Source organism: Vibrio scophthalmi LMG 19158, from assembly GCF_000222585.1.
GTDB classification, from domain to species: Bacteria; Pseudomonadota; Gammaproteobacteria; order Enterobacterales; family Vibrionaceae; genus Vibrio; species Vibrio scophthalmi.
The window spans coordinates 1-25573 of the sequence record NZ_AFWE01000200.1 but is presented as its reverse complement, the minus strand read 5'-3'; the positions used below and the strand labels follow the sequence as shown (position 1 = coordinate 25573).

At 44.7% G+C, this 25573-nt stretch carries 16 protein-coding genes; 9 read left to right on the top strand and 7 right to left on the bottom strand.

Annotated elements, in window-relative coordinates:
- Positions 1-37 precede the first annotated feature (37 nt).
- The 3 genes from RH88_RS17325 to RH88_RS17315 are packed head-to-tail and all read right to left on the bottom strand — an operon-like array spanning position 38 to position 4939.
- Complete coding sequence (locus RH88_RS17325; RefSeq protein ID WP_005598437.1) at positions 38-1300, bottom strand: sigma-54-dependent transcriptional regulator; 1263 nt, start codon at positions 1298-1300, stop codon at positions 38-40.
- Positions 1287-3647, bottom strand: a complete 2361-nt coding sequence (locus RH88_RS17320; RefSeq protein WP_005598435.1) for an ATP-binding protein — start codon at positions 3645-3647, stop codon at positions 1287-1289. Before RH88_RS17320 ends, RH88_RS17325 begins: the two co-directional genes overlap by 14 nt.
- A complete protein-coding gene (locus RH88_RS17315) occupies positions 3647-4939 on the bottom strand; it encodes an ABC transporter substrate-binding protein (RefSeq protein ID WP_241212203.1) in 1293 nt (430 codons plus the stop codon). The genes RH88_RS17320 and RH88_RS17315 overlap by 1 nt, the downstream gene beginning before the upstream one ends.
- A 290-nt stretch (positions 4940-5229) precedes the next feature.
- Here RH88_RS17315 and RH88_RS17310 point away from each other — a divergent pair, with 290 nt between their 5' ends.
- The 4 genes from RH88_RS17310 (at position 5230) to msrB (ending at position 11556) form a co-directional block, all read left to right on the top strand.
- Positions 5230-6609: an MFS transporter gene (locus tag RH88_RS17310; RefSeq protein ID WP_005598430.1), complete on the top strand. Its 1380-nt coding sequence runs from the start codon at positions 5230-5232 to the stop codon at positions 6607-6609.
- 109 nt (positions 6610-6718) lie between these two features.
- Entirely contained in the window at positions 6719-8197 is a 1479-nt protein-coding gene (pyk, locus tag RH88_RS17305) for a pyruvate kinase (protein WP_005598429.1), read from the top strand.
- A gap of 266 nt (positions 8198-8463) precedes the next feature.
- The gene (locus RH88_RS17300; RefSeq protein ID WP_005598427.1) at positions 8464-10230 is read left to right on the top strand and encodes a formate--tetrahydrofolate ligase; all 1767 of its coding nucleotides are present in this window, start codon (positions 8464-8466) and stop codon (positions 10228-10230) included.
- Positions 10231-10389: 159 nt separating this feature from the next.
- Positions 10390-11556, top strand: coding sequence for a peptide-methionine (R)-S-oxide reductase MsrB (gene msrB, locus RH88_RS17295; RefSeq protein WP_005598425.1), 1167 nt, complete (start codon positions 10390-10392; stop codon positions 11554-11556).
- An 86-nt stretch (positions 11557-11642) separates the two neighbouring features.
- Here the strand turns inward: msrB and RH88_RS17290 are convergent, their stop codons facing one another.
- A complete protein-coding gene (locus RH88_RS17290; RefSeq protein WP_005598423.1) occupies positions 11643-12308 on the bottom strand; it encodes a Qnr family pentapeptide repeat protein in 666 nt (221 codons plus the stop codon).
- 364 nt (positions 12309-12672) lie between these two features.
- The gene (locus RH88_RS17285) at positions 12673-13074 is read right to left on the bottom strand and encodes a cytochrome b562 (RefSeq protein WP_005598421.1); all 402 of its coding nucleotides are present in this window, start codon (positions 13072-13074) and stop codon (positions 12673-12675) included.
- Positions 13075-13605: 531 nt separating this feature from the next.
- Here RH88_RS17285 and zwf point away from each other — a divergent pair.
- The 4 genes from zwf to RH88_RS23750 all read left to right on the top strand — a co-directional run bounded on the left by zwf (position 13606) and on the right by RH88_RS23750 (position 17757).
- Positions 13606-15108: a glucose-6-phosphate dehydrogenase gene (zwf, locus tag RH88_RS17280; protein ID WP_005598420.1), complete on the top strand. Its 1503-nt coding sequence runs from the start codon at positions 13606-13608 to the stop codon at positions 15106-15108.
- The gene (pgl, locus tag RH88_RS17275) at positions 15105-15821 is read left to right on the top strand and encodes a 6-phosphogluconolactonase (RefSeq protein WP_005598418.1); all 717 of its coding nucleotides are present in this window, start codon (positions 15105-15107) and stop codon (positions 15819-15821) included. The genes zwf and pgl overlap by 4 nt, the downstream gene beginning before the upstream one ends.
- Before the next feature lie 51 nt (positions 15822-15872).
- Positions 15873-17321 (top strand): decarboxylating NADP(+)-dependent phosphogluconate dehydrogenase, encoded by a 1449-nt coding sequence (gene gnd, locus RH88_RS17270; RefSeq protein WP_005598417.1) that lies wholly within the window; start codon positions 15873-15875, stop codon positions 17319-17321.
- A 274-nt stretch (positions 17322-17595) separates the two neighbouring features.
- A complete protein-coding gene (locus tag RH88_RS23750; protein ID WP_005598415.1) occupies positions 17596-17757 on the top strand; it encodes a hypothetical protein in 162 nt (53 codons plus the stop codon).
- Between the two features lie 198 nt (positions 17758-17955).
- Here RH88_RS23750 and RH88_RS17265 read toward each other — a convergent pair whose 3' ends face one another.
- Positions 17956-18216: a hypothetical protein gene (locus tag RH88_RS17265; protein ID WP_005598413.1), complete on the bottom strand. Its 261-nt coding sequence runs from the start codon at positions 18214-18216 to the stop codon at positions 17956-17958.
- A gap of 198 nt (positions 18217-18414) precedes the next feature.
- Between RH88_RS17265 and RH88_RS17260 the strand changes: the two genes are divergently transcribed.
- On the top strand, positions 18415-19050 hold the full coding sequence (locus RH88_RS17260) for a MarC family protein (RefSeq protein WP_040758012.1): 636 nt from the start codon (positions 18415-18417) through the stop codon (positions 19048-19050).
- Positions 19051-19141: 91 nt separating this feature from the next.
- On the opposite strand, the gene RH88_RS17255 is transcribed toward RH88_RS17260, so the two are convergent.
- Positions 19142-25573 (bottom strand): Ig-like domain-containing protein (locus tag RH88_RS17255; RefSeq protein WP_040758009.1); only part of this gene is annotated, 6432 nt, incomplete at its 5' end.

Here is a 25573-nt window from a genome sequence, read left to right as displayed (position 1 = left end):
TAAAGCCCCAATTTGGGGCTTTTTGTTTGGGTGGTGTTTATTTGGCTTTGAATACATCTTTTTCCAAGCCATGTTTTTTCATGCGTAGGTAGAGCTTTTTACGTGGAACTTGCAGATAGTTTGCAGCCTCAGCAACCTTACCTGAATGTAAATACAACGCATCTTCGACCAGTTGTTTTTCATAATCTTCAATCAATTCGTCCAGCGGTGAACGCATCGATTCTTGAGTATAACAACGTTCCTTACCGGTTAATTTGACGATTCCAATCGCATATAGCTCCGCAACATTTCTCAATTCACGAATATTGCCAGGCCATAGATGCGAACGAAGGACTGCAAGATAATGAGAGTCAACTTTGGGCAGCGTTTTACCTAACTTACGACAACTTTGCTTCAAGAAATGGTGAAACAAGGGCGCGATATCATCCGGACGCTGATTTAACGACGGCACTTTTATTGTGCCTTGGTTAATTAGGTAAAACAGTTCTGGAATAAGAAGCTCAGATGCAACCAGTTCTTCCGGCACAGAATCAAAGATTGACAGCAAGGTAATTTGACGATGATTACAACGTTCAAGCAAGATTAACTGCTGGACCAACTGGCGTTGTTCACTATCGTTTAATCGTTCGATACCACTGAGAATTAAAGTCCCCTCAAAGCCTTTTTCGAGGCAATTCGACAATGCGCGATATTCTTCGCCCAACTCAAAGCGAAATTCACTCAGCGCTGGTTGTGGGGTTGTCATTTGATGAATCAAATGCGCAATATTATGTCGCCCTGTACCCGAGTCACCATAGATAACAACATGAGAATTCAGCAATGCATACTGAGCCACGTGTTGACGAATCTGTGTAATCTGCGCAGATTGCCCAATAATGTTCTTATCTATCTGTTGGTGTAAATTCTTTTTTTGTTCAATGTAGCCTCGGCGTAGATCCAAATATTGCTTCACTTGAACCAACAACTCAGGCGGATTAATCGGCTTCTCAATAAACTCGCACGCCCCTTTTTTAACCGCATCCACCGCCATGGGAATATCACCATGACCAGTAATCACTATCACCGGAATGAGTGGATCCAGTGCTTTAATTTGGTTAAGCAGTTCCATACCATGCATTTGTGGCATGTACATATCGAGCAACACCACCCCCGGCCAATCAACCGAAAGATATTGCAGTGCATGAGTCGGATCGTCGATGCATTTAGCGGTTAAGCCGGTAATCGACATCAAATGAGCATAGGAATCGAGTACATCTTTATCATCATCAATCAGTAAAACTGAGAAATTACTTTTGTTCACTAGGTAACTCCATAACAACCATGGCTCCTCTATCAACACTTGAAGCCAAATAAATATGCCCGCCATTCGATTCAATCAATGAGCGGCAAATATTGAGCCCTAATCCAAGTCCGACTTCTTTTGTGGTAGTGAAAGGCGAGAACAGTTTATCCATAATTACCCCATCAAAACCGGTTCCATTATCGACAATAGCAAAGCGATGAAAGGAGCCATCTTTGCCTAAATAGCACACGTTGACTTGCTTTTCCTGTTTTCTCGATTCAACTACCGCATCACAGCCATTAACGAGTAGATTAACGAGTACTTGCTCCAAGCTTACATCGTTTGCCCACACAAAAGCGTCGGTTGGAATATCGCTCTCGATGTGAACTTGTTGGCGCTTAAACTTAGTGGAAACCAGTATTGTTGCTTGCTCTACCAACTCCGCTAGCGGGTACTGCTGCTGAGATTGTTTACCATCCGCTTTTCGGGCAAAGTGTCTTAGATTTTTAATAATCTTACTCATGCGACCAACCAGACCACTGATCTGATTGATCGAATGGTTTACCGCACTAATATCCCCTTGTTCAGTGAACATTTGCGCACTATAAACATAGGTCGACATCGCATTGAGTGGTTGATTGAGCTCATGCGCTAAACTGGTCATAGTCTGGCCGACTACCGCCATTTTCGCCGCCTGAATCAGTTCGTTCTGAGTATCTTTGAGGTGTAACTGCGCGCGTTTTCGCTCTATTACTTCCAGAGTTAACTGCTGGTTTTTCTGCACAAGATCACGGGTTTTTTCTGCGACTAGCTGCTCTAACTGCAATGCTGTATGAGTTTGTTGAGTCACATCGGTAATTGTCACAATTACCTTTTGTAGATTCGCATGGCTAAACAGTTGAAAGTCAAAATGTAGATAGCACTTTCTTTCTTCTCCCTCCAAAGCCAACGTCACTGACTCTTGATCTGAAATCGCTAATTGACCATAAGAGGTAAATACATGGCGTAACTTGGCTTGATTTTCCGCGTTGAAACTAGCCCAAAATTTTTGCGGTTCACAAACGGTTTGTAAACCTAATAGCTGACGTGCACTTAAGTTAGCCGATTCAATTTGACCGCGTCGGTCACAGGTAACCAAACTTGCGGTGGTATTGTTAATTAAACTAATCGCATTGGTGCGTTGGATCTCTCGTACTTTATCGCCATATTCAATCAATTTTTCACTCAATCGCCCAATTTCATCTTTGCCATCAACTTGAATCGGATGGCTAAAGTCATCATTGATGATTGCGTCAATACTGCTACTTAATCGTGTTAATCGCCCTACAATCCGTTTATTAATAAAGTAGTAGGTCAAAAATAGACTGATTAAAATCGATAGGCTAAAGCAGACTAACAACACATGGTTACCGTAAGAGACCATCTGAGTTGTTTCTTGCTTAACCAATACAAATGCCTCATCGGTTTCCACGATAAGCTTGGCGATTTGCTGATGCACTGATTCTAAGCGCTGATCAATTTCTATGTTGGTTTGATCTAAACGGTGGTCCAGCGCAACGTTTTGTAACAGTAACTGGTGAAATTCACCATCACTCTTCAACACCAAGGTAAGTTCATTGATCAATTGTTGATAGGCAATTGAGGCCGGATGCGCAAAAATGCTCGTACTCAAGCTATTCAATTCAGCCAAGCGATAATGGATCATGGTTAGACCATTGTTAACCAGTTCTTTTTGCGGTGCGGAAATCACCTCCTCAAGCATCGCGTACACTTTGTTTTCTAAATCGAGCACCTGCTGAATCGTATTTAGGATTGCCAACATATCACGGGTATCTTCACCTGAATCATTGCGTTCGATTCGCCAGTGATACTCTTGTCTCAATGGTGTTAGCTCAGTTGCAATGTCTTGATGTAACCAATTGAGCTGCTCTCGAAAGCGATCTATCGAACGTTGGTGGTCGATTTTAGATGATACTTGATTCGCCAATAAATCAACGGAGCGATCAAGCTGTTGATAAAACAACTCAAAGTGCTGAAGTTCACTTTGAAGATGATCATTATCGGTTAAAGCTCTCTTCACTTTATCAATTTCGTTACTCAACCCTTGCCACTGTGCTTCCAGCTCGACCTTGTTATTGGCGTTAGCGAGCAGATCAACCCGACGACGGATCTCGCTACTACGGCTTTCCAACACGTAGCTCAAATTGTACTTAGGGACATTGGATTCAAGTAAACTTTCAACCTGACCATCCAACTGATTCCAAGTCCCCCATGCAACTAAACACGCTATCGTCAACATTAAACTACTGCACGAAAACGCCGCCACCAGCTTCGCACCAATAGTATGACGCTGCTTCAATCTCATTATTTAGCCTCTGCTTTCAGATCTTTGAGCTGCACTTCCACTTGTGCCATGCTCTCTGCCAACGCTAGCGTGAGCTGATGATCAAATTCAGCCATCAATACCTCACTCTGATTTCGTTCTAGCGCCGTTTTTGCATTGAGCCGCATGATACTTTCTCCCCTCTGTTGCACTTCTCGTTCATCAAATGGCAGTGTAAATAACAATATTTTGATCTGCGCTAAACGTTCAAGATGTTCAACTTTGGTTAATTGTTTTTCGAGTGTGGTAATGGCAAGCCAACTGTCCTTTAGCATCGGTAAGCGCTTAGTGATTGCCATATCAAAAATTTTGTTTATCAATTGCTCTCGCATCATCACCGTGGAAAACGCGATGGTTGGTAACGCATCAGAATAAAGTTGATCATCCATCAACGCATGTTTAGCGAAACTACTGTGGTCGAGCTTGGCTTGTACTTCATTTGATAGCAGCATTTGTACAAACTTCTGCGTGTATTGGTCGCGACCTTTATCCGAAATCTCGGCGATATACGTCGGCATTAAGGTGAAATCCTGATCATAACTAAACTGCAAGTGGTTGAAGCCTTTTTGCAATAGCAGCGCATAGCTATCAATCGTTGGGCCAATACCAAACTGACCTTTAGCTACATAGTCACTAACACCAAAGCTACGCGCCGAAATCGTGCCTAAATTGGCGCCGACGTTCAAAATAATGCGCCACCCTTTTTCCCAGCCATATTGATGCAAAATGCTTTCAATCATCAGCTGAGTGGTGCCCGAACGAGAAGGTGTACTCATGGCTATGTGACCAAAATAAACGGGGTCTCTCAGCGCCGCAAATGACTGTGGTGCGGGTAGCTGTTTTGCTGTGAGATAATCTTGATTCCACACAATGCCCGCTCCCGAGTAACCTAACACTGCGACCTGCTCCTTAGGCGGTAAAATAAATGACTTCATCCATTGCGGTGCACTAGTTCGCCACTTAATAACATTCAACCTGTCATGCTCAGCGAGTTGCTGCATCAAGAAGGGCGACGAGCTCAGCACCATATCTACATCTTGAATGTAGCTTCGATTAAGTAATTGAATCGCTGATTGAGTACGTCGGTGAATCAACCGAACTTCTACCTGAGGGTAAAGTTGACTAAATTGCTCAATCAATGCATTCAGTGGTTCGCGAGAAAAAGTGGTTAAAATCACCAATTCATCCTGCTTTTCCTGACTATAAACGGGTAAAGAAGCGCAGAAAAACGCCAACCCTAACCCTATAAGTTGCTTAACTACCTTGTCTCTCACTTCACAAAAACCTTGCGTTATGTGCGCCAATTCAAAAGTCTCAATTATTACCTAAAAAAGATGCTGAGTATGTTTGAGTCACAACTGACGCAGTCGCTCAACCGTTGATGGCAATTTTATCAGCAAGTGATCAGTAAGGAGTGGTCATAATTCCAGTTTTGACTCATTAAAAACAATGGATTGAGTCACTTTTGTCCCAAAAGCCCTGTTTTGTCTATTTATCTCTCGTTATCGATGATGGTTGCGTTGAAACAACCTAATTTAAATTTCGATAGAACACGGAGAGCACTATGCTTAATTTCTTCAAAACACGTCCGGACCTTCCTTTGTCCGATAACTCAAAAGAAGCGATGCAATCGCGCTTCAAAAGTTTCCAATGGCAAGTATTCTTAGGTCTTGTTTTTGGTTACGCCACTTTCTATGTCGTTCGTATGAGCTTAGGTGTGGTAAAAAAACCAATGCTGGATGCTGGCATCGTAACCATTGAAGAACTCGGTTTGATGGGTTCAGCATTCTTCTTCACTTACGCGATAGGTAAATTCTCGAACGGCTTCCTTTCTGATTATGCCAATATCGGCCGATTTATGTCGTTCTCACTACTACTATCAGGCGTAACGGCTATCGCGATGGGCTTAAACACCGCAGGCTTGTTCTTTGTTATTATCTGGGGATTGAACGGTTGGTTCCAATCCGTTGGCTCTGCGCCCTCTTGTGTATCTCTATTCCAATGGTTCTCACCAAAGCAGCGCGGTACTCGCTACTCAGTTTGGGGCGGTTCTCGTAATATCGGCGAAGGTATCACTTGGATCTTAACTGCAACGCTTGTGAGCTACTTAGGCTGGCGTGCCGGCTTTATCGGTGCGGGTATTGCAGCTATCGCAGCAGCATTATTTATGTTCTTCATCCTAAAAGACCGTCCACAAACTTACGGCCTTCCTGATGCAGCAACTGCGTTTGATGAAGAACCAGAAAACAAGAAAGCTAACGATCCTAAAGAAACGCGTCGCGCGCAACTATTTGTGCTCAAACAACCCGTCGTTTGGCTAATTGCTGCTGCTTGTGCTGCGATGTACGTATCACGTTATGCAATGTCTTCATGGGCTGTACTTTACCTTCAAGAAGTGAAAGGATATTCACTAATTGACGCGGGCTTTGCCATGTCAACCTATCCTATTGCTGGCCTAGCGGGTGCTATTCTTTCTGGCTTTATCTCAGATAAAATTTTCAACGCCAATCGCCATATTCCAACGCTCCTTTACGGCATTGCCAACATCTCAGGTATGTGCTTAATGTTCTTTGGCCCAGATGATCGCATGGTTGATGCTGTCGCACTTGGTTTGATTGGTTTTGCCATCGGTGGTTTGGTTGTCTTCCTTGCAGGTCTTACTGCTTGTGATCTCATGCCTAAAAATGCGGTTGGTGCTGTAAAAGGATTCATTGGTTTATTCTCATACATTGCAGCTTCTGCACAAGAAGTCGTGTCGGCATCACTTATCACCATTACTGAGATTGATGGCGTAAAACACTATGACTTTGGTAACGCACAGTACTTCTGGTTAGCAGCTGCGGTTGTTTCACTCATCCTTGCCCTGACAGTTTGGAATGCTAAAAAAGTGATAATGGAAGATGAGCCGTCTGAGGCAACATTGACGATGAAACCTAGTCACTAAAAATTTAAATACGTACCACAATTCGGTTAGTAGGGAATCCTTTGCTGCTAACCGAACATTTCCTTATCGAATCACTTTCCCCCTTCCTTTTGTCGTTATAGGTACAAATATGTGTAAAACAAAAATTGTCGCCACTTTAGGCCCAGCCTCATCTTCACCAGAAGTGTTAACCCAATTAATTCAAGCCGGCGTCAATGTGGTGCGTCTAAATTTTTCTCATGGCAGCTCTACGGAACACACCGAAAGAGCAGAGTTGGTTCGTTCGATTGCAACCAAACTGAACAAAACCGTCGCTATTTTGGCCGATCTTCAAGGGCCCAAAATTAGAATCTCTTGTTTTAAACATGGTCCAATCGTTTTGAAAAAAGGTGACGTATTTTATCTCGACGGCAACCTTGCCAACGATGAAGGCTATTTACAACGCGTTGGCCTTGACTACCCAGAACTGATCGATGATCTCAACGTCAATGATGTATTGCTTTTGGACGATGGCCGCGTACAGCTGCACGTCGACGAAGTTAATCGCACCGAACGCTGGGTTAAAACCCACGCGTTAAATAGCGGCAAACTCTCGGATCGCAAAGGCATCAACCTGCTCGGCGGTGGATTATCCGCCCCAGCTCTCACCACCAAAGACAAAGCTGATATCGTTACCGCTGCACAGATTAAGGCTGACTTTATCGCGGTTTCGTTTCCCCGTAACGGCGAAGATATCGCTTATGCCCGACATCTAGTGCAAAAGGCTGGTAGTGATGCCCATATCGTGGCAAAGGTCGAACGTGCGGAAGTGGTCGCCAGTGATGAGGCGATGGATGAACTGATTGAAGCTTCTGATGTCATCATGGTTGCACGTGGCGATCTCGGGGTGGAAATTGGTGATGCGCGATTAGCCTTCACTCAGAAGAAACTGATTGAACGCGCCAAGCTGCAAGGTAAACCTGTTATCACCGCCACGCAAATGATGGAATCGATGATTGATAACCCACTGCCAACTCGCGCCGAAGTACTTGATGTCGCTAATGCAATTATTGATGGCACTGACGCCATCATGCTATCAGCAGAATCCGCCGCAGGTGCATTCCCGATTGAATCGGTCGAAGCGATGGTTCGTATTGCGAAAGGCGCCGAATTGGAACTCGAATGTACTCAAAATTGCTGGGAAGATCTCAACCATCTTTGCTCAGATCCTGGTAAAAGCTTTGCGCTCTCTTCGATGATTTCAGCGTCACGTGTCCACCAAGATCTCGGTGTTGCGATTCTAACTCAACACGGTGAAACCCCGCGCTTGATGTCTCGTTGTCAAAGTAAAGCCTCAATATGGGCACTGAGTGACAATACCCGCCTATTATCAAAGCTCGCTTTGCTGCGCGGTGTTTCACCACTGTATTTCTCTGCGAGCACCGCAATGCCACATGAAATACCGCGATTAATCGCCGAGCGCTTAGCAAGTCACACACAATTAGCGAAAATCAGTTCATTACTAATCACACAACTCGAGTCAGTAGAGGGTAGCGGTAATATTAATGTTTGCCGACTACTTAACTTAAAAGAATACACCTCTTATCACCATTCAGAGGTCGCAGTGTAGCGCCCACCCTTCCTACATTTAGATTGTATTTCTTACCCTCAGAAAGTTCCCCCGTTTTCTGCTCCACAGGGATTTGGCCTGCCATTTGGCAGGTCTTTTTTTTAGGCGTTGTAAATTTTTCTTGTGGAATTTTAACACTGCGCTCATAGTGACTCTCTTTTGATGAGCTACGTGCTACAAACTATTCCTTTACAAAGCACAAATTGACGCTATCATGCTTGCGCAAACGTTTGCTCATCCATTTATCTCGCAATATTGAGGGTTTTATGCTGTCGGATATCAACATTTGCCGAAGCGCGAACTTAGCACCAATTGGTGACGTTGCCATTCGTGCCGGCTTAAAAGAAGAAGAATTTCATAGCCAAGGCAAGTACAAAGCGAAAGTATCACTAAATTGCCTTAAACGCCTAAATGACCAGTCAAACACTGCAACACAAAACAGCGGAAAACTAATCGTTGTGACAGCCATTACGCCAACCCCACTTGGCGAAGGCAAAACGGTTACCACCATTGGCCTGGCGCAAGGTTTAGCGCAATTAGAACGCTCAGTCATAGCCTGTATTCGCCAACCTTCGATGGGGCCAGTATTTGGCGTAAAAGGCGGCGCTGCCGGTGGCGGTTACTCTCAAGTTGCGCCGATGGAAGAACTCAATCTGCACCTAACGGGTGACATCCACGCGGTTACCGCCGCGCACAACCTTGCCGCAGCGGCGATTGATGCACGTATCTTCCACGAACAACGTAATGGTTACGACGATTTTGAACAGCGTAGTGGTTTAACCGCGCTGCGAATTGATTCAAAACGCGTGGTGTGGAAGCGTGTCATGGATCATAACGATCGTGCTCTGCGCATGGTTACTGTTGGCCAAAATGAGCTCGGTAAAACCATCAACGGCTACGAGCGCGAAGATGGCTTTGATATTTCAGCGGCGTCTGAGTTAATGGCGATATTAGCGCTGGCTTCCGATCTTAAAGATCTCCGCGCGCGCATTGGCCGCATTGTCGTCGCTTATAATTTAGAGGGTCACCCAGTCACAACCGAAGATCTCCAAGTGGCAGGGGCAATGACCGTTAGCATGCGTGAAGCGATTGAGCCAACGCTAATGCAAACCCTTGAAGGTGTGCCGACGCTTATCCACGCTGGGCCGTTTGCCAATATCGCCCATGGTAACTCTTCAATTATTGCTGACAACATCGCGACGAAACTGGCTGAATTCACTGTAACTGAAGGTGGCTTTGGCTCAGATATGGGCTTTGAAAAAGCATGCAATATTAAAGCGCAAGTATCTGGAAAAGCACCAGATTGCGCGGTCATTGTGGCAACATTACGTGGATTAAAAGCGAATTCAGGTCTGTATGATCTTAAACCGGGCCAAGCAATCCCTGACTCACTATTTAGTGACGATTCTGCGGCGCTTGAAGCTGGTTTTGATAACCTAAAATGGCATATCGACAACGTCAGTAAATATGGTGTTCCTGCGGTTGTGGCAATAAACCGCTTCCCGCAAGACAGCGAACACGAATTGGCCAGGCTTAAAACCATGATTGAAGCGCTGCCAAATCACGTTGAAGTTGCGATCAGTGAAGGTTTTGCCAAAGGCGGTAAAGGCACTCTAGAACTGGCGGAAAAAGTCGTTCAGCAATGCCAAGTTGCTACGCAATTCAAACCGCTTTATCAACTAGAACAGATGACCGAAGAAAAGCTAATGGCGGTGGCTGAAGTCGGTTATGGCGCCTCAAGCGTCACCCTAAGTTACCAAGCACGCCAGCAGCTTGATGAATATCAGAAGCAAGGATTCGATAATCTTGCTGTCTGCTTAGCCAAAACACCGTTGTCAATTTCGACTGACGGGAGTGTGAAAGGCGCCCCAACTCACTTTAATGTGCCAATTCGAGAGCTCAAATTGTGCGCTGGAGCCGGCTTTATCTATGCTCTGTGTGGTAACGTCATGACAATGCCCGGTTTGCCTGAAAAACCCGCATTTATGAACTTAGACCTTGATGATGATGGAAACATCATTGGATTGAGTTAGTTAAGAAAGCGAGCTAAGTAGCTCGCTTTTTTTTCGTCTATCCGAGACTGATCTCTGGCATCATGGAAGCATTACTACTTCCCTTTCTGAATATATCCTGTAATTTTTTGCTCGCTTAGCCGTTCTTATCGGTATAAAGGAAAAACAGATGAGGATGGTATGAAGAGAACATTTTCTACGCTATTGCCAATCATGGCTATTTTGCTCGTCGTGGCGTCATTTATTGGCCGCGCAAGCAGTGATATGGATAGCAACGCGAGTCAGCATAATGCTAAAACGGCCGTGCCAGCAGGGGCTAAAATCGAGACTGCAACACTGGCCGGCGGATGTTTTTGGTGTACGGAATCTGACTTAGAAAAGCTTCCGGGGGTGATTGATGTGGTTTCCGGATATTCTGGTGGCGCACAAGAAAACCCAACCTATAAGCAGGTTTCTTCAGGAACATCAGGCCATATTGAAGTTATTCAAGTCAAATATGACGCCAATGTGGTGAGTTATGAGCAGATCCTCGACCAATTGTTCCGTCACATTGACCCGACCGATGATAAAGGCTCATTTGTTGATCGCGGCGCGCAGTATCGGCCAGCTATTTTCTATCATAATGCCGAACAGCAACAGATTGCTACGCAATTCATGACGGACATTGACCAACTGGGTGTTTTCAAAAAGCCGCTCAAAACAGAGCTTATTCAATTTGAGAAATTCTGGCCCGCAGAAGAATACCATCAAGATTATTACAAGCGTAATAAGGTCCGCTACAACTACTATCGCTACGCGTCTGGTCGCGACCAATACCTCGATTCAATCTTTGGCGATGACAGAGAAGCTAATCCAATCACTTTGCGTCAAATGATTGATGAGCATAATGGCCTCACCCAAGGTAAAACGTTCACCAAACCGAGCGATGATGAACTCAAAAAGACACTGACAGAAATGCAGTATTATGTGACGCAAGAAGATGGCACCGAACGCCCTTTTGAAAACGAATACTGGGACAATAAAGAGATGGGTATTTATGTTGATGTCGTGACAGGAGAGCCGCTGTTTTCATCAACCGACAAATATCGCTCTGGCACGGGTTGGCCAAGCTTTACCAAACCAATCAACGACGCTTTTGTGGTGATTACCACCGATTACAAATTGATTTATCCGCGAAAGGAAGTACGCAGCCGATTTGGTGACTCTCACCTAGGCCATGTTTTTAAAGATGGCCCAGCACCAACAGGATTACGCTATTGCATGAATTCCGCATCAATGCGATTTATTCCCAAAGAACAATTGGAGCAGCAAGGTTACGGTGAGTATCTCTACCTATTTGATAGTTAATAGCGAGTCGTTGATGTGTGCGACACCGCGATTCCGCCAACCTAAATCAAAGCCCAACTTTTGTTGGGCTTTTTATATAGATAGAACTAAACAACGATCAGTCCTAAAGGCTCGAGCAATTGAGATTGCTGCCAACTTAAAATTGTCACGCCGGTCAGATCCACTCGCCTTGGATCCAATCCGGTTAAGTCACAGTCTGTCAGGTCACATTCTCGGATGCGCACCCCACTCCATATATCTTCTGAGAACTCTCCGCGACTTAAATCAGATCCTTGCAATGATGTTCCTTGTAGGTTGGTTCCAATCCAGCGGTTCTCAAACAGTTCGCATTTTTCAATACACAAGCGCTCCATGTTGGCATAAGAGAGGTTACATGCAGTGATATACGCTGAACAAAAATAGACATTATGGCTAATTTGGTTAGCAAAACGGGCCTGAGAAAAATTGACGCCTTTTAAATCACACTCTCGCATTTCAATGCCAAAGCAATTCGCACCAACAAATTGACTCATTGATAGTTGGCACTGTTTAAAACTGGCATCGTGTAAATTGGCATAGTGGAAATCACATCCTTCAATTTCACCTTGCTCGATAAAAGTGCAATGCTCGAAATGCGCTTCCATCATTTCAGCTCGGCTAAAATCACAGCCATAAAATTTACAATGGCTGAACTTAGCATAACTCAAGTTTTCACCAGCAAAGCTGTGATTTTCAAAAATCTGATGTTCGAATACGGTATCTTGGTAATGCATGAATAACTCCTTGATTTGATGCAAGGCTATCATTTCATTCCAAATTAGGCATTAAATAAAATTCGTTTAAAATCAACATGATAAAAACCCAATTTTTACATTAAAAATGGAGCTTAATACCACCTAAATAACGTCAAAATAAAACAAGCCTATGCCGAGAAGGGAAAAATAGTTTTGCGCCATTGTGAAGCAACTGAAGACTTATATGGACTAGATCAAGCAAGAGGCCTAAGTTGGCTTTTTCAAACCTAGTAATCATGTTCGGATACCGGTTTCTGTTGATCGTGCTTTGGCGATAAAAAACACCGCCCTAAGGCGGTGTTCTTTCTTGACCACATCGTGGCGAAAAACCGATTTAAAACGATCAGCCGAATAACTTGCTCCAGATACTCGGATTGCGTTTATCGTGGAATTCAACTCGCAAATCATCAATCGCTTTTAATTGTGCTTTGGCTTGCTCAAGGTTGCCTTGCTCGAGTTGTTTTTCGACACTCTCAACGACTAAGTCCAATTGTTCAAAACCCTCAGTGTAAAGCGCTTGTTTTTCCGTTGGGAAACTGGCGCTTTGCAGTTCAACAAGCACTTTATTGAACGAAGTCATCGCCGTAGTCATTTCTTCTACGCTTTGCGCCTCCGCTGCATGCTTAAAATTCAGTTTCATTTCATTCATTGCCGATTTCATATCAAAAGGCGAAGCAACCGATTGAGCGGCAAATATCATCATAACGAACAACAAAGTAGGTCTTAACACAGTGCGTATTAACATAGGGTTCTCTCAATTAGGCTAAATTTCGTGCGTAGGGTTTGCAGCCAAAAAGTGGCTTAAACATCGTTGTGTTTGCCCTTTCGCGTTCAGCATACTAAACATTGAGGTTAATGCAGAGTAATATTCGTCAACAAATTGTTTCAAACAGCCTACCTAATGAATCCATAACATGGCCAATAGCACCTATACTAACGAGCAAAATCTTAAGCAGTCACTCTTAACGCAATCGTTAACTATAAGTGTAATTGTTTGATTCTCTGGCTTATATTCGATACCCCTTGTTCAAAGCATGTAAAAAACAAGTCATATATTAAGCAATTAAACACTCGGGAGTTGATGTGAATCAATTTGTCGTAGACAATACAGCGCCGTATTGAGTGTTAACTCAACGAGCTTCGATTTTATCTATCAATCAAATAGGTAGCATCGATTATCTATTTTGAGGTGTCGTTGATAGGGTTGCTTTCCTACTATATAAGTGAAAAGCCAAACCTAGGCACGCAATCACTACCTCGTTTTAAGGGAAAGATGATGGTAATTCCAGAAAACAGCAGCATCGTTATTTTTGGTGCTTCGGGCGACTTAACATATCGTAAGTTGATCCCTGCTTTATACCACCTCTACGCGAACAAACAGCTTCCTGAAAATTTCGCGATTTTAGGCGTGAGCCGCACTGAATATAGTGATGAATCATACCGTGACAAGCTGAAGCACTCTCTTCAAGAAATGGAGAAAACTGAGCCAGCAACGTTGGATGCCTTTATTGATCATCTTCACTACCAAGCGATCAACACTTCTGATACTGCAGATTACAATAAACTTACCGCTCGCCTTGATCAGCTAGCCGACAAGTATCAGTTTGAACAGCGCAACACCCTATTCTACCTCGCGACACCGCCAAGCTTGTACAGCGTCATTCCTGCGAGCCTTGCAGCTCATGGTCTTAATGATGAAAAAACCGGTTGGAAACGTCTAATTGTAGAAAAACCTTTTGGCTATGATTTAGCATCAGCACGTCAATTGGATAAAGATATCCATGAGCATTTCCAAGAACATCAAATCTACCGTATTGACCATTACCTAGGTAAAGAGACCGTACAAAACCTGTTGGTGTTCCGTTTTTCTAACGCAATGTTTGAACCTCTATGGAACCGCAACTTCATCGATTATGTTGAAATCACTGGAGCGGAATTCCTAGGTGTTGAAGAGCGTGGTGGATACTACGACGGCTCTGGTGCTATGCGTGATATGTTCCAAAACCACCTGCTACAAGTGTTAGCAATGGTGGGCATGGAGCCACCAGCACAAATCAACGCCGATTCAATCCGTGATGAAGTAGCCAAAGTACTGCAATGCTTAAAACCATTGGAAGAAGATGACCTGCGCAACAACCTTGTGCTTGGCCAATACACCGCTTCTGATGTTCGTGGACAACATTTACCAGGTTACCGTGAAGAACATGGCGTTGCTGAAGACTCACGTACTGAAACTTACGTTGGTCTTAAAGCCTATATCAATAACTGGCGTTGGAATGGTGTGCCATTCTATGTACGTACCGGTAAACGTTTACCAACTCGTGTGACGGAAGTAGTGATTCACTTTAAGAACACACCGCACCCAGTATTTGGTCAAGATGCGCCAGAGAACAAACTGATCATCCGTATTCAGCCTGATGAAGGCATTCAAATGAGCTTCGGTCTTAAACAGCCAGGGGCTGGTTTTAAAGCCAAAGAAGTGAAGATGAACTTCCACTACGCTGACTTGCTTGAAACGCAGATGTTGACGGCTTATGAGCGTTTATTGCTTGATGCACTTAACGGCGATGCTACTCTATTTGCACGTAGCGATGCGGTTGAAGCGTGTTGGAAATATGTTCAGCCGATTCTGGATTTCAAACAAGACCCTCAATCGCTATTTGGTTATGCCTGTGGTACATGGGGACCAAAAGAGTGTGACGATTTATTACAACGCGATGGACGCGCATGGCGCTTCCCTTGTAAAAACCTAACCGATACGGATTACTGCGAACTATGATCAATCATAAGATCTTTGATACGGCAGATCAGGTTGTTGAAAGCCTGGCGAAGGATATGCAAGCGTACAGCGAATTAGGCCGTGCTGTGCATATTTCTCTATCTGGCGGTAGCACGCCAAAAATGCTGTTTAAACTACTCGCAAGCGAGCCATTCGCAAGCGCGATTCAATGGCAACACCTTCACTTCTGGTGGGGTGATGAACGTTGTGTGGCACCGGATGACACAGAAAGCAATTATGGTGAAGCCAACACACTTCTGTTCAGCCAAGTGGCTATTCCTGCAGAAAATATCCACCGTATTCGCGGGGAAGATGAACCGCAAGCTGAAGCGGAGCGCTTTGCTAAAGAGATGGCCGATGTCATTCCATGTGAAAACGGCACACCGGTATTTGATTGGATTTTGCTTGGCGTAGGCGCAGATGGCCACACCGCTTCGCTATTCCCAGGAGTGACGAACTACGCAGACGAAAATCTGTCTGTATTGGCTTCTCATCCGGAGTCGGGTCAGATCCGCGTATCAAAAACAGCCAAAGTATTACAAGCGGCGAAACGCATCAGCTACCTCGTACTTGGCGCAGGTAAGGTTGCCATCGTCAACGAAATTTCCACCACTCCTGCTTCTGAGCTGCCTTACCCGGCAGCAAAAATCCAGTCTACAACTGGTGAAACAGAATGGTACTTAGATTCAGACGCGGCAGCACAGATTGCTTAACGTTATCGTTAGCACAATAGCCCGTCCTTTAGCGTAATTTGGAGAGAAACAATGAAAGGTGATATCGGTGTAATCGGCCTTGCTGTAATGGGTCAGAACCTTATCCTAAACATGAACGACCATGGTTTTAAAGTGGTTGCACATAACCGTTCTACTGACAAAGTAGACGAGTTCTTAGCAGGTCCTGCAAAAGACACCAACATCGTTGGCGCATACTCGCTTGAAGAGCTAGTAGAGAAACTAGAATCACCACGTAAAATCATGCTAATGGTTCGTGCTGGTGACGTAGTTGATATCTTCATCGACAAACTGGTACCGCTGCTAGACAAAGGCGACATCATCATTGATGGTGGTAACACCAATTTCCCTGATACCAACCGTCGCGTTGCTGCACTTCGCGAAAAAGGCATTCACTTCATCGGTACTGGCGTATCTGGTGGTGAAGAAGGCGCTCGTTTTGGCCCTTCAATCATGCCTGGTGGCGCTCATGAAGCTTGGGAAGCTGTTAAGCCTATCTTCCAAGGCATCTCAGCAAAAACTGACGCTGGTGAGCCTTGTTGTGATTGGGTGGGTAACGATGGCGCTGGTCACTTCGTTAAAATGGTTCACAACGGCATCGAATACGGTGACATGCAGTTGATCACTGAAGCATACCAATTCATGAAAGATGGCCTTGGTCTATCTTCTGACGAAATGCAAAAAGTATTCGCTGAGTGGAATACCACTGAACTAGACAGCTACCTAGTAGAAATCACCGCTGATATCCTTGGCTATAAAGACGAAGACGGCGAAGCTCTAGTTGAGAAAATCCTCGACACAGCTGGCCAAAAAGGTACCGGTAAATGGACCGGTATCAATGCACTCGATATGGGTATCCCGCTGACGCTAATCACCGAATCGGTATTCTCTCGTTGCCTTTCAGCATTGAAAGACCAGCGTGTTGAAGCTGAGCAACTATTTGCTAAGACGATCGCACCCGTTGAAGGTGATAAGCAAGAATGGGTTGATGCACTACGTCAGGCTCTACTGGCTTCTAAGATCATCTCTTACGCGCAAGGCTTCATGCTAATGCGTGAAGCGTCGAATGAAAACGGCTGGGATCTTAACTACGGTAACGTGGCACTGATGTGGCGTGGCGGCTGTATCATCCGTTCTGCATTCCTAGGCAACATTCGTGATGCTTATGAAGCGAACCCAGAAATCGCATTCCTAGGCTCAGATGCTTACTTCAAAGGTATCCTAGACAACTGCATGAGCGCTTGGCGCAAAGTGGCAGCGAAATCGATGGAATCAGGCATCCCAATGCCTTGTATGACATCTGCTCTAACCTTCCTAGATGGTTACACCACGGCTCGCCTACCTGCGAACCTGCTGCAAGCACAGCGCGATTACTTCGGTGCTCACACTTACGAGCGTATCGATCGTCCACGTGGTGAATTCTTCCACACTAACTGGACAGGTACAGGCGGTAATACTGCTTCTACAACTTACGACGTATAATTTTTGTCACACGCCATTCACCTTCGACTGGAATGAGTAGCGCTAGATAAGCCAATAATTTCAAGCCGATAGTTATGCTATCGGCTTTTTTAATCCCCCTAATAACGCAATCAAGGTAAGTAAGCCTTGCATCTACGCCTATAATAAAATGTAAGCGGATGAGGTTAAGCCCATGAAGCTACCTTATTATCCAAATCCGAATTTATCCACCAGCGAATGATTCGCTCGGTTAACATGAAAACCAGGAAGGCGAACACGAACAATTGAGGTTCTCATGACTATTAGTTCTCACTTTGTGTATGTCCCTGAAAACGATATAACAGAACAAACACAGCTCGCGTCTCAACAACCACAAAAATCAACCATTTGTGAAGCTGAGGCCCATCGCCAAGCGCTAGTAACACAGGCTCAGCAACGTGGTGGTCTCGTTGACTAAGACAGCCATACAGTTACAACGCGAAAAAAAATGATGTGTTATTTCGAGGTATTATTTCAAGGTATTGTTTCGAAGTGCAGTTTCAAGGCGCGGTGCCAAGAATATTGGATGAATAGCAACAGATAGATAAAAGCCCAACAATGAAGTTGGGCTTTTATCTAATGAATACACATCTAGCTTTTAAATAATCCGCTTGTTCTACTCACGCCAAATAAGCTTAGCGAATTTTTGCCCGATGACGTAACAAGCAAAAGTGACTGCCCCCAAAATAACAATGCCAGCCAAATAGGCAAGATACTTGGGAAAACCTAATCCCCAAGCAAAAGTAAAAGCGAGACCATGCAAAGCTTCAATTGGCCATTGATAGACGGGGATATTTGCGCCGATAGAGAAAACAGAAACAAATAAACTCACGCCAACACATGCTGTGATCACAGCAAGCAAAATTGCTTTATTCATAAACGAGCAACGATAGTATTAAAAGCAAATTTTATTCCCACCCTAACCTTCTTGCTAGTAAAAGTTCACCAATCAAAACAATTCAGCGCGCTTAAATTGGCCTTTAATTCTAAACGTATGAATCAGCATCATGTTTGCAACATACTTCCATGTTATTATTAACATCAATGTAAACCAATGATCTTAGAGAACTTAATGATTCATGATATTTCAACCTTAGCGATCACCGTTTTTATGGGCTTTTTCGCTATGATGAATCCCATTGCCAATACCGCTGTTTTCGTTGGCCTCACAACCGAACAATCGAAAACTGAACGCAGAAACACTGCTATTAAAGCACTGCTGTGCGCTTTTATGATCGTCGCCGCATTTTGCCTGTTAGGCAAAGCTATCTTCGATCTCTTTGGTATAACCTTACCTGCATTAAGGTTGGCCGGAGGAATTCTTGTCTTCTTAGTCGGTTATCACATGTTGCAAGGCAACCCATCTAAACTTCACTCAGAAAATGAAGAGAATACCGATAAAAAAGACGTTGCCATATCCCCTTTAGCATTACCAATATTGGCAGGCCCTGGAACAATCGCGACTGCAATGAACTACTCCGCTGCAGGTAATGCACTGCATATCGTGATTACGATTGCGGCTTTCGCCTTGCTTTGCCTTATTACACTGGTTTGCTTTTTATTTGGGCCTAAATTAGTCGATAAGCTTGGTGAGAGTGGCATCAGTATTATCACGCGTTTAATGGGGTTAATTCTGGCGGTAATTGGCATGCAAATGCTCATTCAAGGTGCCCACGATGCTTTTCTACTCTTTGCCCACGCGCCAAAATAACTCATGACGCTTAAAAGATGACTAGCATCATGGAGTAAGTTTACAGGTTTAGCCTCAGGACACTTAAAAGGGCCTTTCGGCCCTTTTTGTATTATATTTCAGCGGGTTTAATCAACTCATTGAGCAAGTTGGTCAACTCATTACCTGTTATGTTACCACTACCACTGTTGATGCCATCAATTTGATCAACCACACCATCCAGCTGTATCGTTTGAGTGCTGAGGCCATTATCCCGACTAATTGTCAATTCAACATGATTACTGTCTACCACCGTCGCTGTGATGCTGTTAAACAGATCATCCATCGTCTCGTTTTGTCCTAACAAGTCAGAGATATCAATCTTATCTTCGTTGACGGTAAAGTCTTTAATCACATCTAACCCGCCATCAAGATCGCCATTCATCCAGAGGAAAGTGTCATTACCTTCACCACCGGTTAAGACATCATTACCAAGACCACCAATCAATACATCGTCGCCTTCACCACCGAAGAGATAATCATCGCCTAGGCCACCATCAATAACGTCATTGCCTTGGTGACCAAGTAGAACATCATCAGCATCACTGCCCGTGATGACATCATCACCAGTAGAACCATTGAGGCTTGGTGAGTTTGCTTTCACGTCACCACTTTGGCTGATATTCAATGTCGCTAAATGCTGTGACTCTACTCCGTTAGTATCAAGTACGGTATAAAGGATGTTGTAACCAACGGCTTCACCTGCTCCAAGTTGTGGGGCTGTCGGATCGGGTTGGAAGAAGTATGAACCATCTTCTTTAATACGCAGATCACCATAGTCTGTTTCGATCACCAGATCGTCTATATCAACTCTAGTGGTAACAGACGCTGGGTTGATCGCTCCATTGACATCGATCTCTTGCAATACTTCAACGCTCGATGCATTAATGACAATCTCTTCGACATCCATCCCCGTAATCATCGCAAGTAACGTACCCGGTAGACCGATGGTTGGACGTAATTTTGGTAGTTCAGTTTTGATCTTAGAATCGGGTATATAGAGAATATTCCCCGAACCTGCGACCTCTTCTAAACCTTCTTTAGGAATCGATGATGGCACACCTACCCCAACAGAGGTGACTTCTTTACCAACAATAAAGGCATCCCACTCACTGTTGGTCGTTGAATCCCAGCCTCGGTTATTACTACCGTCACTAAGGAAGAAGATCACATCATTGGTATTGGTCAAATCAACACTATTAAGGGCAGCATCATCATAACCATTCATCACGCCATAAACTGCCTCTTCATAATCTGTATAACCTGAAGGGTCAAACACGCCGGTATAGCTACTATCAGCGACACTACTCAAGGCCGATCCTAACATTGAAATGGCTTGATTAACGGTCATCCAGCCTTCACTTTGAGCATTTCGATCGGCATTATCATTGGCTTGTCCATCCTTACCGTCACCGAGTTGGTCATCAAAATCGACGAGCTGCACCAAGACATTTTCCGATCCTTCTTGCACATTTACATGCTCAAGCATCTCTATTGACGCCTCAAGCACTAATTCCATTCTCATTTTGTTTTGATCCGGATTTCCTGAATCATTATAGAATGGTCTGCTACGCATACTGCCAGACGAATCGATAATCAAGCTCATCAAGGTCATTGGCGTTTCACCGCCTTGATCGGCATAGATATCTTGTTGTGATGCGGCATTTTCGGTACTGGTCGCGGTATCATTATTAGCCGCTTCAATGCTGGTCGCAGTAACATCAATATCTAAAACTGTCCCTTGAGGATGGGTAATAACAAGGTTATCGAACCTTTCCGACACAGATCCTGTTACTGGCAGCACCCAATTGACACCATCTTGATATCCAGCAGAGACCACCGCGGTTGCAGGCAGCCCTTGAATAATCACAGATTGAATCTGTTCACTGCCATCCAGATCGGTGACTGAAGCCGTAATATCTACTTCGGTTTCAATCTCCCCTTGGCCATTCACAGTTGACTCACCAAACACAATTGATACTGTTGGGTCATCGGCGACCGGCGATACATCTATCGTGAGCGTTTGCTCTTCACTACGGGCATCGCCCTTCTCCAAAATAAAGCCCAGACTCGAGTAATCTTGATACTGGTTGCCTTCTCCCGCATCTGGATATTGGTCATAACCCGTTTCATGCTCTGCTGGTACAAATCGAACATTGCCGAAGCTAATTTCTGATGCATCCACTCTGTCACGTTCTGAGATTGGTTCCCAAGTGTCTAGCGACGTTTGCAACTCATACTGACCGTTGCTCGATAAATGCGTAATGAACAAGGTGGTATCAGGGTCGGTAATGCCAAAGTCATTCAAGCTCAGAATATGCGCGGTATCTTCGACAATCTCAATTTGTTGGCTAACTGCATCCAAAATCGGTAAGACAGTCACGTTGATCACTTTATCAACGCTTTCTTCGACACCAGGGGCATTATCTTGAGCAGTGGTTGTCACAACCAAAGGGTAGTTGCCAGGCTCAGGTACATTAATAAACAGCTCGGCCAAGTCAGATTGCCATGCAGTGATATCAATAATGCCATTACTGTCCGGGGTGAGATCATCACCATTTGGGGCTTTGACTACCGTACCCGATGGGAACGCACTCAAGTCAAGGTGGGTTGTTAACGATTCCGAACCATCAGTATCCACCAAGCCAACGACAATATCGCTAAGGGCGATATAGCTGTCTTCATAACCGATGTTGTCGAGTGTTTCTAGCTTAATGTCATCGAGCAATGCTCCATAACTATTGGCGGAGGTTTCTGACTCAAACACCACCTTATATTGACCATCGTCTGGTGTTTGGAAATTGAGCGTTTCACTACTCCATTGCTTACTTTGCTGATCGGTATATTCAAACAATATCGTACGATTACCTTGACTATCCTCTAAGAATACCGTCATAGGCGAATCATCAAGTCGGCGAGCAGCGACATCAAAAGATAATGCGTAAAACTGGCCTGCTTCACCATTAAATTGAGTGTAAAGTTGATCATCACCATGACGACCTTCTAACTCATAAACCTGATTGCCCTGCTCTCCTGCATTACCACGATAAACGGTTTCCTTACCAACCTCATGATAATCTTTGTTTCCTTTATTGTTGTCTGTTCCCCAAACACCCTCGGCACCATCACTAATGCCAGAAACAACGTTGGCGTCGGTGAGCTCTTGTGAGTCAATGTCACCACGCCATGAACGACCATCCAGATCGATTGTATCGAAATTATGGAACGATAAAATTTCCGCTCCTTCGATATCGATCGTTGGTGTATCTGTGACCGCTTCAACATCGACCTCAATAATATGATCTTCAATCACCGTGTCATTCGCTGTATAGCCTTCAACGCGCAGACTGAAGTTCACGTCACTATGTTCTGGTGGTGTTATCTCCAGAGTATCCAACTGGCTTGGCGAGACAGAAGCCATACCATTGGTCACACTAATCGCATTACCGTTTGAAGCGAGAACTGCACCATCAGGAATATCTTTAATGACCACTTCCACAACAGAACTGTCAGCGGGTAGGGAAATATCAAGCGCAATCGCGGTATCTTCTTTACCTGAGGCACTATCAATAACATCAAGATCAGACACTTCGATTACTTTAATGGTTGTCGTTGCAGTATTGGACGCTTGTCCGGCGTTGTCAGTCACTTGAACTGTGACTGTACGATCAGTCTCATCAGGATTGTCACTCGTATTCTCAAAGCCAATTTGTTTCAAGAAGGCTTCAAAGTCCGCGGCAGATAGGCCGTTAGGATCATCTGCGGTCACAGTGAGTACGATCGATGAAGCAAGTACACTTTGACCGATGGTATAACCGGTTGTATCAGCAGGTAGCACCAAAGTATCGCCGTCGAGTTTGTTGACTAAGGTCACTTCCATACTGCTAATACGGTCATGGTCATCAAAAATGTCAGCATCGATATCAGCAATGGATACTGGTGAATCACCTTCGGTAAAGGTGGTCTGATAGTCAACATTCGTGTCAACTTTCGATACTTTAATAACCAAGTCATCATAATCATCGTCATCGTTCGGATGTACTAGCTGATCATCAAAACTCAATACGGTGTTGCCGTCGTTATCTTCAGAGATTCGAATGGTTGAATTTTCACCGTGCGTCGAGAAAACCGTTTGGTTTGGAACGACGGCGCCATTGATCAGTAATTCACCATCGTCATTCATAGTGAATTCAGCATTGTTCGGAGCATTGTTGATAACATCAGCGCCATCCGGGATAAGGAAATATCCCACATTATCCAGACTGTCTAGTTGCCCCAGAACAGGATCCACCACATTGCCTTGATAATCATGAGAGTCAGCGATCAGAATCATCAATTCCTGAGTATCACTCGCGTCATCATAGACGTAGTAACCAAACACATTTTGATAACCGGCATTTTCACTGACAAACTCGATTTGATACTGGCCTCCATCCAGATCTAACGTCGGAGCTTCATTATCGGTAATGGTTGCGCTGCCTTGCTCTGCTCCTTGTTGATACTCGGTTGCAGCAGATAAGGTAAACATTTCGTTGTTATCGGATATGGCATCATCTGTTGTTTGCACTAAGACATCAAATGCAGACTCACCTGCTGGTAAAACAAATTGAGCGGTACCATCATTTGCGACTGCGAGAACTTGTGTGGTAGCACCAAATTGCACCGTCAGTTCTGCACCCTCAAAATCTTCCGGTGTTGTTGCACTCAACTCCGATAGCGTCAATGTGATGGTCGTATCTGTTAAACTGCTGGCCGATAGATCAACCTCAAAGGTCGCAACACCCCCCTCTTCGACTGTCGGCTCACTCACCGCGGTCACCACTGGGCGATCATCATCCGCTGGAGTTGGGCCTTGTGGATCAACACTGCCATCATCAAAAATGGTCGCCGTGCCGGTATCGCTGCCTTGCACGCCCACCACACCAACGGCGGTCAGCTCAAAGCTCTCAGGGCCTTCATACACTGGTGCATTGTTGTCATCGACCGTCGGTATCGTTACGCGAATTTCATTCACGCCGGCGGGCAAGATAACATCACCATTATTAGCGACCGTTAAAGCTTCCCAACCACTATTGCCTTCAAACTCAACCACCATCGCGCTGATATCATCACTTTCCGTGGTCACATGATTGATGCCCAAATTAATGGTGGTTGGCGCTTCTGTTGGCATAGAAAGAGAGACGGTAAAGACCGCTTCTTGGCCTTCACTCACGTCCACATCGGCAGACACTTCGATTTGCGGAATATCGACGTTTTCAATATTCCCTTCACCACTCACACCACCAATGGTGAGTGTGTAGTCTTCCGTTATTTCATAAATCCCATCGACTAGCGTTGGAATGACAATGCTGAAATTGCTGATACCAATTGGCACCACAATTTCATTCGTATTGGCGTCGTAAGTCACACCGTTGGTGAACTGAACATTGCTTAAATCAACATCGTTATCGCTTGCGGTGTCTCCATTGGCGCCAAACTCAATGCTATAGCGGGTTTCCTCAAGTACACCGTCTTCAAGTGCCACTTGATAAACCAAATTATCGCCTTCCACCACGATGGTATCGAGCATCTCTATGGATTCTACCTCCACCGGAGTCGGCAGTGGGTTGACGATAATGGACACTTTGGCTTCATCAAAGCCGCCTTTATCGTCGGTGATCACATAATCAAAATGGGTATTCCCGATGAAGTCATCATCTAAATCGATGTAGACGATGCCATCCTCTATCCAAATATTGGCATTGTTAGCATCTGACACATGCGTAAAACGGATATTATCGCCGTCTGGGTCAGCATCGTTGCCCAGCAACTCAGCGACAGGAATTTGCAACACATCCCCTTGGTTTGCGGCGTAGGCACCATCACTGGAGGCTTTAAATCCGGTGAGGAAGTAATCGGAAGAATCAGAGCCGCGACTCGGCTCATTAACAAAGTCGACCGACTCAAACACGATGTTGTCAAAAGCGACACCACCTAAAGCTGTTTCATCGAAGCTGTAGGTGCCGTTGCTATTGCCTTCATTCGCAATGAATAAGCCACTCGCGACAGCATTATCACCAAGATAAGCGACCCATTTACCTTGCTCATGGTTGCCAGAGCCACCTTCATTTTTAAACAGGTTAGAGACAGAGAAACTAAATTCAGTCACGGGCTCATCCAGATCAATTCTAAATTGCTCTGATTCGCCCTCTTCACGATTGTATTGGATTTGTGCGCCCGGACCACCGTTTTCATCGCCTTCCACACCGCGTTTTACGCCACTTTCGGTAATGCCTTTGTCATCGCCTTGATAGCTCGCGCTGATTTGCGCATCAGGATGGCTCCAATCGTCACCATTAAATTTACCCAATGCCACTTCAAATTCCACCGGATCATCGGTCGCAATCGGTGGCGCATTATCGGCCTCCACAAGGCTAACGGTGCGCTCTTCACTGACATTATCGTCACTGTCCACGGCGCGATAATCGAAGGTATCGTCTGCAGGGCTCGCTTCAAAGTAACGCAG